Here is a 15458-nt window from a genome sequence, read left to right as displayed (position 1 = left end):
CCATGGCCGTCACCGCTTCCCCCGCCACCACCCGTCCGTCGGCGGCCACGTCCCGAACGGGGGCGGTCGCGGTGACGGCCGCACTGGTCCTGCTCCTCGCGGGCCTCGCGATCGTCGACATCACCCAGGGCACGGCCGCCGTCGGCGCCCCCGAGATCCTCAAGGCGCTCACCGGACACGCGGATCCCGGTGACGCGTCCGTCATCGTCGCGTCCCGACTGCCCAGGATGACCGCGGGCCTGTTCGTCGGCGCCGTGCTCGGGGCGGCCGGCGCCGCCCTGCAGGCCGTCAGCCGCAACGTGCTCGCCTCGCCCGACACCCTCGCGGTCAACGCCGGCTCCTACCTGTCCCTCGCGGTGGTCGCCGTCACCGGCGTCTCCCTCCCGCTGCCCGCCTCCTCCGGGATCGCCTTCGTCGGCGGTCTCGCGGCGGCGGCCGTCGTCCTCGGGCTGTCCGGCCCGGGCGCGGGCACCGTACGGCTCGTCCTGGCCGGCAGCGCCCTCACCCTCGGACTCACCTCACTCACCGAGGGGATGCTCCTGCTGTTCCCCCGGCAGACCGAGGGCATCTACAAGTGGAACCTGGGCAGCATCTCCCAGAACGGTTTCGACGGCGTCCTCCACGTCGCGCCGGTCGGCGCCGCCGGTCTGGTCGGACTGCTCCTCCTCGCCCGCCGCGTCGACGCGCTGGCGCTCGGCGACGACGCCGCCCGGGGCCTCGGGGTGCCCGTGCGGGCCACCCGTGTCACCGCGGTCGTCCTCGCGTCCCTGCTGTCCGCGGCGGCCGTCACGCTCGCCGGTCCGATCGGCTTCGTCGGCCTGTGCGCACCCGCCCTGGCCCGCCCGCTCGCCCGCCGGTTCCGCGCGTTCACCCGCACACGCGGCGCCCTTGCGCAGGCCGGCCTGGCCGGCGCGGTGCTGGTCCTCGGCGCGGACGTACTGCTGCGCGCCCTCGTGCCGCCGGACGTGGCCGTCGGCGTCCCCACGGGCGTCGCCACCGGCCTCGCCGGCGCCGTGTTCCTGATCGCCATGGCCACGAAGGCCCGGGACGGCTCCGGAGCCGCCGCGCAGGACACACTGCGCATCAGGAGCCGGGCCGCCTTCCTGACCACCACCGCCGTCCTCGCGGCGGTACTCGTCGGCGTGACGATCGCCTCCGTGCTGCTGGGCGACAGCAAGCTGCTCCTGGGCGACGTGGTGAACTGGGCGCGGGGCCATGCCGGGCGCACGGTCGACTTCGTCCTCGACACGCGCACCCCACGGGTCCTCGCGGCGCTCTTCGCGGGCGCCGCCCTCGCGTTGGCCGGCACGCTCGTCCAGTCCGTGACCCGCAACCCCCTCGCGGAGCCCGGCATCCTGGGCGTCTCCGGCGGCGCCGCGCTCGGGGCCGTGCTCCTCGTGACCACGGTGCCGTCGGCCGGATCGTGGAGCGTGGCCGGCGCCGCGTTCGGGGGAGCGGCGCTCAGCTCCGTCCTGGTCTTCGGTCTCGCCGCGCGCGGCGGGTTCCAGCAGAACCGGCTGGTCCTCGTCGGCTTCGGCGTCGCCACCGGGACGGCCGCCCTGATCAACCTGCTGATCGTGCTCACCGACCCGTTCAACGCCACCAAGGCCCTGACCTGGCTGTCGGGCTCCACCTACGGGCGCACCCTGCCCGACGTGGTGCCGCTGCTGGCGGTGCTCGCCCTCGGCCTCACCGTCGCCTTCGCGCGCCGTACGGAGCTCGACCTCATCTCCCTCGACGAGGACACCCCGAGGCTCCTGGGCCTCGCCCCGGGACGCGGTCGCCTCGGCTTCCTCGTACTGGGCGTCCTGCTCAGTGCGACCGCGGTCGCCGCCGCCGGCACCATCGGATTCGTCGGGCTCGTCGCACCTCACGCCGCGCGGGCGCTCGTGGGCCGCCGGCACGCCCGGGTCGTCCCGGTCGCGGTCCTCCTCGGCGCCGTGCTCGTCTGCGCCGCGGACCTGCTGGGCCGTACGGTCATCGCGCCGGCCCAGCTCGGCGCCGGCCTGATGACCGCCCTGATCGGCACACCGTACTTCCTCCACCTCCTGGTACGCGGCCGCCGGTAGTACGGCCTGATCCGCCCGGCCGGCGCCGGCCGGGCAGTTCTGACGACCAATCATGTGCCCGTTGCGCAAGAGGTGGTGAGTGCGTGAGCGGGGGCGTGCGGGGGTGCGCCAGATCTCGACCTGATCACAAGCGGGGCAGGGCGCGACAGTTCGGTTTAGGCCTGCCTTACCTAAGTTATATGGTGGCGCGGTCGGTTCGGCCGTGGGGAGGCATGTGGTGTCCTTAGGTGACGTCCGTCTGGTGGCGGACGGTCTTGATGTCGGGCATGCGGGGCGCCCGGTGCTCAAGCAAGTAGATCTTTCTCTGAAAGCCGGTGCGATCACCGTGCTGGTCGGCCCCAACGGGTGCGGGAAGTCCACCCTCCTGCGCACGGTGGCCGGGCTCCTGCCCGCGATCCGGGGCGAAGTGCGCATCGACGACGTGCCCTTGCGGCAGCTCGCCCGCCGGGCCCTCTCGCGGCAGCTCGCCTTCCTTCCCCAGACCTCCCACGCGCCCGCCGGCGTGACGGTACGGGAGCTCGTGCGCCACGGCCGGTACGCCCACCGGGGCGCGCTCGCCCGGCACACCGACGAGGACGCCCGATCCATCGAGTGGGCGCTGGACGTCACCGACGCCGCGCCGCTGGTGGACCGCAGGCTCGACGAGCTGTCGGGCGGCGAGCGCCAACGCGCCTGGCTGGCGATGGTGTTGGCCCAGCGGGCCGGCGTGGTGCTGCTCGACGAACCCACCACGTACCTCGACATGCGCCACCAGTTCGAGGTGCTCGACGTCGTACGAAGGCTGGCGCGCGAACACGGCATCGCCTGCGGGGTGGTGCTGCACGACCTCATGCAGGCGGCGGCCTACGCCGACGAGGTGGTCGTCGTCTCCGACGGCGGGATCACCGCCTCCGGGGCCCCGGACGACGTGCTCACCCCGGACGTCATAGACCGCGCCTTCGGACTGCGGGTCAACGTGGTCCGCGATCCGCAGAGCGGGTACCTCGCCTGCTTCCCCCAGCGCTCCGGCGCCGCCGAGCCGGCCGCGCCCGCCGCCACGTCCTGAGCCCGCACCACCACCTGCGTCCGCACCACGTCCTGGGTCCGCGGCCCCTTCCGCGTCCGCGGTCTTTCCCGAGTCCGCGGCTCGACCCGCGCCGCACCTCGACCTCCACGGGACCACCCGCACCACCCGCACACAAGGAGAGTTCCACCATGCAAAGAATGCTGCGCGCCCTCGCCACGGGAGCCACCGCCGCCGCACTCGCGCTGACGGCCGCCGGCTGCGGTTCGGGGACGGTCGGCGACACCGGCGACAAGAAGGGCGGGGCGGACCGGCCCGCCGGCGGCAAGATCACCGTCGACACCGCCCAGGGCCCGATCACCTTGGACAAGCCGGCCACCAAGGTGGTGACGCTGGAGTGGACGTACACCGAGGAGCTGGTCGCCCTCGGAGTCAGCCCACTGGGCAACGCGGACAACAAGGGCTACGCCACCTGGATCACCGCCGAGGGAGCCGGCCTCGCCGACGGCGTCACCGACGTCGGCAGCCGCAACGAGCCGAGCCTGGAGAAGATCAGGGCCCTGCAACCGGACCTCATCGTGATCGACAACGACCGCTCGAAGGCCAACCTCAAGGCCCTCCAGGACATCGCCCCGGTGGTGTCGTTCACGTACACGACCAAGCCCCAACTCGACACGATGAAGAAGAACTTCACCGAGCTGGCGAAGGCCGTCGGCAAGGCGGACAAGGCGTCCGAGGTCACCGGCCGGATCGACGCCAAGGCCGCCGACCTCAAGGGACGACTGGACAAGGCGGGCAAGGGCGGCCTGAAGTACGCCGTCGCGCAGGGGTTCACCGCCAATGGCACCGCCTCGGTGCGCATGCTCACCGACGATGCCATCGCCCCCCAGGTACTGAACCTCGCCGGCCTCAAGAACGGCTGGCAGGGGGCTCCCGACGCGTGGGGCATGACCACGGTCGGGGTGGAGGGGCTGACCAAGGTGGAACCGGACTCCACCTTCCTCTACGTCGCCAGCGCGAAGGACAACCCGTTCACCGGCGACCTCGCCGGCAACGCCGTCTGGAAGGGCCTGGACTTCGTGAAGAACGACAAGGCGCTCCCCCTGGACCCCGGCACCTGGCTGTTCGGCGGCCCGCTCTCGGCCCTGCACATCCTCGACGAGACCGGCAAGGCCCTGAAGGTCTGATGACCGCGACCGCCCCGCCGCCCGTCCGCCGCCCACGAGCCCTGCTCATGGGCGGCGCCCTGGGCCTCGTGCTCTGCCTGGTCGCCGTCACACACCTCTGCCTGGGGGCCTCCGGCGTGGGGATCGGCGACATCGTGGACCTGCTCACGGGCCACGGCGACCCCCGCACCCGGGACGTCCTGGTCGGCAGCCGCCTGCCGCGCACCCTGACCGGACTGGTCGTCGGTGCGGCTCTGGGCATCTCCGGAGTCCTCGTCCAGGGCGCCACCCGCAACCCCCTGGCCGCGCCCGACACCCTCGGCGTCAACGCCGGCGCCTACCTGGCCGTGGTGCTCGTCGCGTTCACCGGCGTGAGCCCGGGCCCGCTGCCCGCCGGCGGCGCCGCCTTCCTCGGCGGCCTCTTCGCGATCGCCGTGGTCTACGTCCTCAGCCGGGGCGGGGTGCTCACCCCCGGACGCGTACTGCTCGCCGGCGCGACCGTCGCCCTGGCCGCCACCGCCGGCGCGGAGTTCCTGCAGATGCTCGACGTGCAGGCGACCCGGGGCCTGTTCTTCTGGGGCAACGGCACCCTGATGCAGTCGGGGCTCGAACGGCCGCTCACGCTCGGGGCCGTCGTCGTCGCCGGCGCGCTGGTGGCGCCGCTGCTGGCCCGCCCCCTCGACCTGCTGTCCCTCGGCGACGAGACGGCCGAGGCGATGGGCGTCCGGGTGGAACGCGTCCGGCCCGCCGCCTTCCTCCTGGCGGTCCTGCTGTCCGCCTCGGCGGTGTCGCTGGCCGGGCCGATCGGCTTCATCGGGCTGATCGCGCCCGTCATGGTCCGCCAGCTGGGCCTGCGCCGGCACGCCCTGCTCATGCCGATGTCGGCGGTGCTGGCCGCCACCGTGCTGCTGGCGGCGGACGCGGCCGCGCAAATCGCCGTGCCGCCTTCCGCCGTGTACACCTCGGAGATCCCGGTCGGCGTGGTGACCGCCCTCATCGGCGGCCCCGTCTTCATGCTGCTCGCGCGCCGGGTGAGCACCGGCGACGCCGACACCGGAGCGGCCGTCGCCGTCGCCGGCCGGCGACGGACACCCGCCTACGCCGTCGCGCTCGGCGGGGGCCTGGTCGCGCTCGCCGTCGCGATGGCCGTGTCGCTGCGCGTCGGTGACGTCGAGGTCGGCTGGAGCCAGCTGGGCACGGCGCTGTTCGGCTCCGCCGAGCAGATCACCGAGGCCGTGGTCGCGTACCGGATGCCGCGCATCCTGGTGGCCGCGCTGGCCGGTGCCTGCCTCGCCGTGGCCGGCGCCGCCGTGCAGGCCGTCGTACGCAACCCGCTGGCCGAGCCCGGCCTCGTCGGCGTGACCGGAGGGGCCTCGCTCGGGGCGATCCTGGTGATCCTCGTCGTCCCGTCGGCACCGGCGGCCGCGCTGCCGGCGGCGGCCGGGATCGGCGGCGTCCTGATGCTCGCGCTGGTCGTCTTCGTGGCCCGCGGTAGCCGGGACGGCGGCCGGACGGGGTTGGACCCGACCCGCGTGGTGCTGGTCGGACTCGGCGCCGCCGCCACCTCGATGGCCCTGGTCAACATCATGGTGGTCGGGGCGCAGATGAACATCTCGGCCGCGCTCAGCTGGCTCGCCGGCAGCACGTACGCCCGCGACTACTCGGCGCTCGGCTGGCTCGCCCTGCCCGCGCTCGTGGCGATGCTGCTCGTGACCGCGGCGCGGCCGGTGAACCTGCTGGCCCTCGGTGACGAACTGCCGCGCGCGCTCGGCCTGGAACTGGGCCGGGCCCGGCTGCTGGTGCTGGGGGCGGGCGCGGTACTGGCCTCCGGAACGGCGGCCGCCGTCGGTGCGGTGGGCTTCGTCGGCCTGGTCGCGCCGCACCTCGCGCGGCGCGTCGTCGGCAACAGCAGCGCGCGCATGGTGCCGATGGCCGCGGTGCTGGGCGCGGTCCTGGTGGTCTCGGCGGACGCGCTCGGCCGCTGGCTGCTCGCCCCGACGGAGATTCCGGTGGGCATCGTCACGGCCCTGCTCGGTGCGCCGTACCTGGTCTGGCTCCTGCGCCGGACCCAGGAGGCGTGAGGGGCCCGCGCTCCCGGCGGCCGGTGTGCGGTCCGGCCGCCGGACGAGGGGACGGAAAGGGGGACCGGAAAGGGGACGGAAAGGGGGACCGGAAAGGGGACGGGGAGGGGAAGGGGAGGGGAAGGGGAGGGGAAGGGGAGGGGAAGGGGGGGAGGACGGGCGGGGCTCAGGTCCGGGATCCCGGTGCCGAGTCGGCCGGTGCTCCGGCCGACCGACCCGTCGCGGTTCCGGTTCGGGTCCCCGTCCCGGCTCCGGTCCCCGTCCCGGTTCCGGTCCCCGCTCCGGCGCCCGTCCCCGTACCGGGGGCGGGCGCGGGCCCGTACGCGGGGTGCTCGGGTCCGGTCGGCGGGGGCTCGGGGGCCGGTACGGGCCTGAGCGTGCGGGCCGCGAGTACGCCCAGGAGGCAGACCAGGGCCGAGGCCAGGCAGACGGCGGTGAAGGCCCCGGAGAAGGCGGACCGGGCGAGCGGACGGAGCACGGGATCGAGGAGCTCGAAGCGCCCGGTCTCCACGGCGGACCGCGGGGCCCCGCCGTCCAGTCGGGTCTCCAGCCGGGCGGCGAACAGCGCGCCGAAGACGGCGACCCCGGTGGCGGTGCCGAGCGGGTAGCAGGCGTTCGTCAGCCCCGAGGCCATTCCGGCCCGTTCCGCGGGCACCGCGCCCACCGCCACCCCCATGAGCGGCGGGAAGATCACCGCCCCGCCCACGCCGAGCAGGACGAGCCCGGAGACCGTCGCGGCGGTCCCCGCTCCCGCCCCGGCGCCGGCCAGCGCGAGGAGCCCCAGCCCTTGCAGGGCGAAGCCGCCCGCGACGAGGACGTCGGGGGCGAAGCTCCGCTGCAGCCGCGCCACGAACAGGCCCGCCACCAGCAGGCTGCCCGTCAGCGGCAGCAGGCGCAGACCCGCTTCGAGTGCCGTGTACCCGTGGGTGCTCTGCAGCCAGAGCGTGGTGAAGGCGAGCACGCCCAGGCTGGACATTCGCGCCAGGAAGCCCAGTACGGCGGCCCCGGAGAAGGCGCGCACGCGCAGCAGCGTCAGGTCGATCAGTCCGCCGCCCCGGCGCTGACTGGCCACCAGGGCCAGGGCGAGCGCGACGCCGAGCACGGCGGAGCCCACGACCCGAGGCGCGGTCCAGCCCGCCTCCGCGCCGGTGACCAGCGGGTAGTGCAGGGCCAGGAGGGCGCCCACACCGAGTACGGCGCCCAGCGGGTCCAGCCGGCGGCGCGCCTCGGCCGGCGCGGCGGACTCGGGCATCCGGGTGAGCGCCCCGGCCACCACCAGTACGCCGACGGGCACGTTGACCAGGAAGATCCACCGCCATCCGAGCGTCTGGACGAACAGGCCCCCGACCACAGGTCCCAGCGCCCCCGCCGCGGAGGCGATGGCCGCGAAGGAGGCGATGGCGGCCTGCCGGCGGGCGCCTTCGTAGGCGGCCGCGAGCAGGGCGAGCGTCGGGGCGAACACCATGGCCCCCCCGAGGCCCTGCGCGGCCCTGGCGGCGATCAGGGTGCCCGCGTCGGGGGCCAGTCCGCAGGCCGCCGACGCGAGGGTGAACAGGGCCGTGCCGGCGGTGAACACGGCGCGGCGGCCGATGCGGTCGGACAGGGCGCCGGCCGTGAGGAGCAGGGCCCCGAAGGCCAGCGAGTACGCCGACACGGTCCACTGGACCCTGCCGAGCCCGGCGTCCAGGTCGCGGGAGATGTCCGCGAGGGCGACGTTCACGACGGTCACGTCCAGGGTCATCACCACACCGCCGGCGCTGACGAGTGCGAACGTCCATCGGGGAGTGCGACGGCGTGCGGGCACCGCGGATCACCTCGAAGAAGAATCCAGTAAACGACAGTCGGAGTATGGTTAGGCTAACCTAAGGGGTTTCGTGATGCGGCGTCATATCGCGGGAATGGCCAGAAGTTGACCTTGATGATTAGGTGAGCCTTACCTAACCTGACGTCGGTTCGGGTGCTCACCCGACCAGGCCGATCCAGCCAGACATCGGAGCAGTTCATGCCCATCCCCCCCGACCATCCCGTCCCCACGCTCCCGGAGGTGGCCCCCGCGGCCTGGCGGGAGGCCGGCCGCCGGCTCCTCGCCAAGGCCCTGGGCGAGTGGTGTTTCGAGGACATGCTGAAGGCGGTGGAAACCGGCGGTGGCCGCTACCGCGTCGATCTCGACAGCGGTACGACCTACGCGTTCGGCGCCGTCACCGGTGCCTTCGGCTGGCTGCGCGTCGATCCGGGGTCGATCACCCGCACGGCCACCAGCATGCTCGGCAACTCCGTGGCCGAACCCGCCTGGGACGCCCAGCAGTTCCTCCTCGAAGCGGCCTCCACCCTCGGCAGCGACGCCTCCACGATCGCCACGTACTTCACCGAGCTGTCCGCCACCCTCGCCGTCGACGCCGCCCGCATCACGCACGGCGGCGAGACCGTGGCCGAACTGCGCGCGCTCGGCCACACGGAGCTGGAGTGCCGCATGACCGGGCACAACCTCCTCGTCGCGAACAAGGGCCGGATAGGCTTCTCGGCCACCGACGTACGCACGTACGCCCCCGAGTCGGCGCAGTCGCTCACCCTCCAGTGGGTGGCCGTGCACCGGGGGCTCGCCGAGTTCCGCGGCACCTCGGAACTGTCCGAGCAGGAGGTCCTGGCGCGCGAGCTGGACGAGGGGACCCGGTCCCGCTTCACCGCCGTCCTCGAATCCGCCGGGGTCGACCCGCAGGGCTACGTGTGGATGCCCGTCCACCCCTGGCAGTGGGACCACGCCGTCCAGATCCTGCACGCCGCCGACGTGGCGCAGCAGCGCATCATCCCGCTGGGCGAGAGCCCCGACGCGTACCTGCCGGGCCAGTCCATCCGTACCATGGCCAACGTCGACACCCCGGCCCGCTACGACGTCAAACTCCCGCTGAAGATCCTCAACACCCTCGTCTGGCGCGGCATCCCCCCGCACTGCACCGTGGGCGCGCCCGTCGTCACCCAGTGGCTGCGCGGCCTCGTCGAGCGTGACGCCTTCCTCACCGAGGAGTGCCGGACCGTCTTCCTGGGCGAGGTCGCCTCCGTCACCGTGCGCCACCCCTACCTCTCCAAGCTGGAGGACGCGCCCTACCAGCACCTGGAGACCCTGGGCTGCATCTGGCGGGACTCCGTCACCGCGCGCAAGGACCCCGACGAGCGCGTCCGCACCTTCGCCTCGCTGCTCCACGTCGACCACGCCGGCGACGCCTTCGTCGCCGAACTCGTCCGCGCGTCCGGCCTCGACCCGCAGGACTGGCTGCGACGGCTCTTCGACACCCTGCTCGTCCCGATCCTGCACGTCCTCTACCGGTACGGCGTCACCTTCAACCCGCACGGCCAGAACACGCTGATCGGCTACGACGCGAACGACGTGCCGACCCGCCTGTACCTGAAGGACTTCGTCGACGACGTGTGCGTGTCCTTCACCGACGTGCCCGAGCGCGGTCCCGAGCCCGACGGGCACGACCACGTCCTGCCCCGCAAGCACCCGTCGATCATCCGGCAGCACGTGATGGACCAGGTGTTCGTCGGCCACTTCCGCTACCTGGCCCCGCTGTGCGCCGACCAACTGGGCGTCCCCGAGCAGACGTTCTGGCGCATGGTCCGCCGGACCGTCCTCGACTTCCAGAAGCGCTTCCCCGAACTGTCCGCACGCTTCGCCGAGTACGACCTGCTCACCCCCCAGATCCCGCGCTACGGCCTGAACCGCGACCGGATCGTGGTGACCCGCTACGGCGACCGGGCCCTGCGCCACGCGCTGTACCCGAACGGCACGCACCCGAATCCGCTGGCTGAAGGCTGAGGAGGCCAGAGCGTGATACCGCTCACCGAGGCGCCACCCGCACCGTCGCCCTTCCCCCCGTCCCTGCTCGCCGGCTCCCGCGCGGGCCTGGCCGAGGTCCACGCCGCCCTGGGCCGGGCCATCGACGCCGCGCGGTGCGCCGACCGCCCGGCCGGACCATTGCCGGCGGGCGCGCCCGCCGACGTACTGGCGGCCGCCGCCCGGACACTGGGCCCCGCCCGGCTGCCCGCCGAGGGGCTCGGCGCCGAGGCCGCGCTGCACCTGCTGGCCACCACGCTCGTCGAGCACGGCATCGACCTCTCCCACCCCCGGGCCACCGCCCACCTGCAACCGCCGCCCCTGGCCGTCGCCGTGGCGGCCGACGCCCTGGCGAGCATGACCAACGCCTCCCTGGACACGTACGACTCCGGTCCCTCGGCCATCGCCGTGGAACGCTGGCTCATCGGCGTCCTGACCCACCTCGCCGGACTGGGGGAGCGCGCCGACGGCGTCCTCACCCCCGGGGGCTCGCTCTCCAACCTGCTCGGCCTGCTCCTCGCCCGGGACGCCGCCGCTCTGCGGCTGGGCGTCAACGCCCGGGAGGAAGGGGTCGCCGCCCTGCCCGGACCGGTCGTGTTCTGCTCGGAACTGGCCCACTTCTCCGTACAGCGGGCCTGCGCGGCCCTCGGCCTGGGCGAGAAGGCCGTCCACGCCCTCCCCACCGACGGGCGCCGTCGGATGCGGCCGGAGGCGCTCGCCGAGGCCCTGGACGGACTCGGCCCGGACCGCACCCCGCTCGCGGTCGTCGCCACCGCCGGGACCACGGACTTCGGCTCCGTCGACCCCCTCCCGCAGATCGCCGGGATCGCCGCCGACCGGGGCGTCTGGATGCACGTGGACGCCGCCTACGGATTCGGCGCCCTGTTCTCCGAACGGCTCGCCGGCCGACTGGCGGGCCTGGAACTCGCCGATTCCATCACCCTCGACCTGCACAAGATCGGCTGGCAGCCGGCCGCCACCAGCGTCCTGCTGGTCTCCGACACCACGGCGTTCACCGCCCTGGACCGTGAAGTCGCCTACCTCAACCCGGCCGACGACTCCGAGGCCGGCTACGACGGCCTGCTCGGCCGCAGCCTCCAGACCACCCGCCGCCCGGACGCCGTGAAGGCCGCAGCCACCCTGCTCGCCTACGGCCGCACCGGCATGGCCCGCATGATCGACACCTGCCACGACCTCGCCCGGCACGCCGAGCGCCGCATCCTCGACGAGCCCGAACTGGAACTGGTCGCCCCGGCCGAGCTGACCACCGTGGTGTTCCGCCATCGGGGCGGAGCGGCGTCGACCTCCGACCGGCTCAACGGCCTGCTGCGGCGGCGGCTGATGGAATCCGGCAGCGCCCTCATCGGACGCACGGAGGTCCGCACCGGGGGACCCGGCGGCCCGGAACGGGTCTGCCTGAAGTTCACCCTGCTCAACCCCACCGCCACCACCGGCGACATCGACGGCCTCGTGGACGCCGTCCTCGACGCCGGACGCGTCTGTGAACGACTGATCGAGGAGGGCGCCGCATGAGCGTCATCGCCACGTCTTCCCGTCCCGGACCGGCCTCCGGCCCCGGCGGGCCGCTGCACGGCCCCGACGCCCGGGGCGCCGCCGAACACGCCCACATCGAGGCCCTGCTGCGGTGCTGGCTGCTGGAGACCGGCACCCCGGTCGAGGCCGGTCCCCTGCGGATCGAGTTGCCCACCGCGGGGCTGACCCTCGTCACCGAGGTCACCCACCGCTCGCCGACCGGCTGGCACCGCTTCGGCCCCACCCTCCTGGAGGGCCCCGGCGGCCCGCTGGGCGACACGGCCGACCCCGTGACCACCGTCGCGCTGCTGTCCACCGAAGCCGCCGTACGGGGCGGCAGCCGCCCCGGCGGCGTCCCGGCCGGCGAGATCGCCGACCTGGTGGAGCGCACCGCGGAATCCGTGCGCCGCGTCACCTCCTTCATCGCCGACCGCCGCGAGAACCCCCAGCCGCCGCCCGGGGTGGACGGCTTCCTCGACGCCGAACAGGCGCTCCTGCTGGGCCATTTGAACCACCCGGCGCCCAAGAGCCGGGACGGGATCTCGGACCGCGACGCGGCCGCCTTCTCACCCGAACTGCGCGGCTCCTTCCGGCTCCACTGGTTCTCCGCCGACGCGTCCGTCGTCTCGCACGACGCCGTGGACAAGGCCCCGTCCCTCGCCGGCCGGGACACCGTCGCCCTCCTCGCCGAGCTCGCCGGACGCCGGCCCGACGACGGCCGGGTCCTGGTCCCCGCGCACCCCTGGCAGGCCCGGGACCTGCTGCACCGCCCGCGCATCGCCGCCCTCGTCGCCTCCGGGGCCCTCGAACCGCTCGGCGAGCTCGGCCCCGAGTGGTGGCCGACCTCCAGCGTGCGCACCGTCTACCGGCCCGGCGCCGACGTGATGCTGAAGCTCTCGCTCGGCCTGCGGCTGACCAACTCCCGCCGCGAGTCCACCCGTACGGAACTGCGCCGCGGGCTGGAGATCAACCGGCTCCTCGACGCGGGCCACGCCGACAGCACCTTCGAGGCCCACCCCGGCTTCGCGATCACCCGGGACCCGGCCTGGCTCGCCGTGGACGAACCGGGCCGCCCCCAGGGACCGGAGGTCACCGGACTCGACGTCGCCGTACGCGAAGTACCCGACGGCATCGCCGACCTGCGCTGCCTCGTGGGCCTGGTGGCCCCCCGACCGGGCCTCGGCCGCAGCACCCTGGGAAGCCTGGTGTCGCACCTCGGCGCCGGAGCGGCCGAGCAATGGACGGCCGACTACACCGACAAGGTGCTCGTCCCGATGCTGCACCTGTACGCCGCCACCGGCATCGGACTGGAGGCCCATCAGCAGAACACGCTGGTCCGCCTGGACGGGCGGGGCCGGGTCACCGGCGCCGTCTTCCGCGACAACCAGGGCTACTACCTGGCCGCCTCCCACCTCCCCCGACTGCTGCGCCGCCTCGGAGCCGACTCCTCGACGCTGGCCGTCGTCGACGACACCCTCGTCGACGACCGGCTGTCGTACTACCTCCTGCGCAACCAGGCCCTGTCCGTCGTCGGATGCCTCGCCGTCGACGGCCTCGCGGACGAACGCGACCTGCTCGCCGTCCTCGTCGACCGGCTGCGCGCGGCCCTGCCCGACCTCGCCGGAGCCGGACCCGGCGGCGACCGGCTGGCACGCCGCTGGCTGGAGGCCGACACCCTCCCCTGCAAGGGCAACCTGCTCACCCGCCTGCACGGCATCGACGAGGTCCTCGCCCCCCTCGACGCCCAGTCCGTCTACCTCGACGCCCCCAACCCGCTCCAGGAGGCCTCCGCATGACCCCGGTCCATTCCGCACAGCCGTTACCGAAGGACCGGGGCGCGAACGGCGAGGACGACCAGGCGCCACCCGCCGCCGTCGCCGGGCCGCCGCTCCCGCTGCTCGGCGACCCCTGGACGGCCCGGGTGGCGCGGGCCGACGGAGCCGACCTGGACCTGGTGCACGACTGGATGCGGGCCCGGCACGTCGATGCCTTCTGGCACCAGGCGTGGCCGCGCGAACGCTGGGCCGAGGAGATCGCCGGGCACCTCGCGGGAGACGCCGTCCTGCCCGTACTGATCGACCTCGACGGCAAGCCCTTCGCGTACATCGAGGTCTACCGGGTCCTGCGCGACCGGCTCGCGCAGGAGTACCCCTACCGCTCCCGCGACCTGGGCCTGCACATCGCCATCGGCGAGGTGGGCCGCACGGGCAGGGGGCTGGGCCGGGCACTGCTGCGGGCGCTCGCCGAGGGCCTGCTCGCCGCGGATCCGCACTGCACGCGAGTGGTCGCCGAGCCGGACGTGGCGAACGAGCCCTCGCTCAGGGCGTTCGCCGCGGCCGGATTCCGCCACGCAGGCGAGGTCGTCTTCCCCGACAAGACCTCGGCCCTGGTCATCCGTCCGCGCGGCGAGGAGGACATGCCCCGATGAGCGGTCCCCTCGGCGAACACGACGTGGTGGCCATCGGCTGCGGACCCTTCAACCTGGGGCTCGCCGCACTGGCCTCGACCGTCGACGGCCTGGACCTGGTGGTCCTGGAGGAGCAACCGGAGCTGACCTGGCACCGGGGGATGATGTTCGGCGGCGCCTCGATGCAGGTGAACTTCCTCGCCGACCTCGTCACCCTCGTGGCCCCCGGCCACCCCCTGTCGTTCCTCACCTACCTCCACGACATGGACCGGCTCTACACCTTCACCGTGCGGGAGAACTTCTTCCCCTCCCGCCGCGAATACGAGGACTACCTGCGCTGGGCGGCGGCCAGGCTCCCCTCGGTGCGCTTCTCGCACCGCGTCGAGGAGGTCCACTGGGACGAGGCCGAGGAGCGCTTCACCGTCCACGTCCTGCGCGGCGACGGCACCCGGACGCGGGCCCGGGCCCGCAACCTCGTCGTCGGCATCGGCACCGCGCCGTACGTGCCGGACGCCCTGGCGGCCCTGCCCGCGTCCAGGCTCCTGCACACCGGCGACTACCTGTACCGGGCGTCCGAGCTGGGCGCGGCGTCGAAGATCACGCTGGTCGGCTCCGGACAGTCCGGCGCCGAGGTGGCCGTGGACCTGCTCGGCCGCAACGTCGAGGGCGGGCCGGCGGTGAGCTGGCTGACCCGGACCTCGTCCTTCGCGCCGCTGGACTACACCAAGATGGTCCTGGAGATGACCACCCCGGCGTACATGCGGTACTTCCACTCGCTGCCGGAGGACGTACGCGACCGGTTGACCGCCGAGCAGTGGCAGTTCTACAAGGGCATCTCCACCGACACCCTCGAAGAGATCCACGAACTGCTCTACCGGCGCCAGCTGGAGCACGGACTGGCCGACGTGGAACTGCGCTTCGGCATCACGGTCGAGTCCGCCGCCGAGGATGCGGCGGGCCACGTGGTACTGACCTGCCGGCACCGCGACACCGGGCAGCTCTTCGAGCACAGCACCGACCTGGTGGTGGCGGCGACCGGCTACCGCAACCGGCCTCCCGCCTTCCTGGAGCCGATCGACAAGCTGCTGCTGCGGGACGGGCGCGGGCGTCCCCGGGTGCGCCTGGACCATTCCGTCGAGCTCGCGGAGGGGGTGACCGGCCGCGTGTTCGTGGCCAATGCCGAGACCCACAGCCACGGCGTCTCCTCGCCGAACCTGGACATCGGCGCGGTGCGCAACGCGACGATCCTCAACGCCGTCACCGGCCGGGAGACCTACCGGCTGCCGAAGCGGAGCGCCTTCACCCGCTTCGAGGCCCCGCCGAGGAGCTCGTAGGCGGCGCGTTCCGCGGGCACCCCGGACCGCGGA

10 protein-coding genes are annotated in these 15458 nt (G+C 73.8%); 9 read left to right on the top strand and 1 reads right to left on the bottom strand.

Features of this window, described 5'->3' with window-relative positions:
- Positions 1-2: 2 nt before the first annotated feature.
- The 4 genes from ACWFQ8_RS17400 to ACWFQ8_RS17385 all read left to right on the top strand — a co-directional run bounded on the left by ACWFQ8_RS17400 (position 3) and on the right by ACWFQ8_RS17385 (position 6319).
- Positions 3-2069, top strand: coding sequence for an iron ABC transporter permease (locus ACWFQ8_RS17400; RefSeq protein ID WP_453787094.1), 2067 nt, complete (start codon positions 3-5; stop codon positions 2067-2069).
- Positions 2070-2349: 280 nt separating this feature from the next.
- Entirely contained in the window at positions 2350-3114 is a 765-nt protein-coding gene (locus ACWFQ8_RS17395) for an ABC transporter ATP-binding protein (RefSeq protein ID WP_453787093.1), read from the top strand.
- 149 nt (positions 3115-3263) lie between these two features.
- Positions 3264-4259: an ABC transporter substrate-binding protein gene (locus ACWFQ8_RS17390; RefSeq protein ID WP_453787092.1), complete on the top strand. Its 996-nt coding sequence runs from the start codon at positions 3264-3266 to the stop codon at positions 4257-4259.
- Complete coding sequence (locus ACWFQ8_RS17385; protein WP_453787091.1) at positions 4259-6319, top strand: iron ABC transporter permease; 2061 nt, start codon at positions 4259-4261, stop codon at positions 6317-6319. Before ACWFQ8_RS17390 ends, ACWFQ8_RS17385 begins: the two co-directional genes overlap by 1 nt.
- 166 nt (positions 6320-6485) lie before the next feature.
- On the opposite strand, the gene ACWFQ8_RS17380 is transcribed toward ACWFQ8_RS17385, so the two are convergent.
- On the bottom strand, positions 6486-8123 hold the full coding sequence (locus ACWFQ8_RS17380) for an MFS transporter (protein WP_453787090.1): 1638 nt from the start codon (positions 8121-8123) through the stop codon (positions 6486-6488).
- 198 nt (positions 8124-8321) lie between these two features.
- On the opposite strand from ACWFQ8_RS17380, the gene ACWFQ8_RS17375 reads away from it, so the two are divergent.
- The 5 genes from ACWFQ8_RS17375 to ACWFQ8_RS17355 are packed head-to-tail and all read left to right on the top strand — an operon-like array spanning position 8322 to position 15425.
- On the top strand, positions 8322-10133 hold the full coding sequence (locus tag ACWFQ8_RS17375; RefSeq protein ID WP_453787089.1) for an IucA/IucC family protein: 1812 nt from the start codon (positions 8322-8324) through the stop codon (positions 10131-10133).
- A gap of 12 nt (positions 10134-10145) precedes the next feature.
- Positions 10146-11684, top strand: a complete 1539-nt coding sequence (locus ACWFQ8_RS17370) for a pyridoxal phosphate-dependent decarboxylase family protein (protein WP_453787088.1) — start codon at positions 10146-10148, stop codon at positions 11682-11684.
- Entirely contained in the window at positions 11681-13480 is a 1800-nt protein-coding gene (locus ACWFQ8_RS17365) for an IucA/IucC family protein (RefSeq protein WP_453787087.1), read from the top strand. The genes ACWFQ8_RS17370 and ACWFQ8_RS17365 overlap by 4 nt, the downstream gene beginning before the upstream one ends.
- Positions 13477-14112 carry a GNAT family N-acetyltransferase gene (locus tag ACWFQ8_RS17360; RefSeq protein ID WP_453787086.1) on the top strand — a complete coding sequence of 212 codons (636 nt, stop codon included), beginning with the start codon at positions 13477-13479 and terminating at the stop codon, positions 14110-14112. The genes ACWFQ8_RS17365 and ACWFQ8_RS17360 overlap by 4 nt, the downstream gene beginning before the upstream one ends.
- Positions 14109-15425: a lysine N(6)-hydroxylase/L-ornithine N(5)-oxygenase family protein gene (locus ACWFQ8_RS17355; protein WP_453787085.1), complete on the top strand. Its 1317-nt coding sequence runs from the start codon at positions 14109-14111 to the stop codon at positions 15423-15425. Before ACWFQ8_RS17360 ends, ACWFQ8_RS17355 begins: the two co-directional genes overlap by 4 nt.
- The last annotated feature ends 33 nt before the right edge of the window (positions 15426-15458 follow it).

The organism is Streptomyces sp. NPDC055254, from assembly GCF_053606025.1.
The sequence above is the reverse complement of the archived record's forward strand: the minus strand, read 5'-3'. Positions and strand labels throughout refer to the sequence as shown.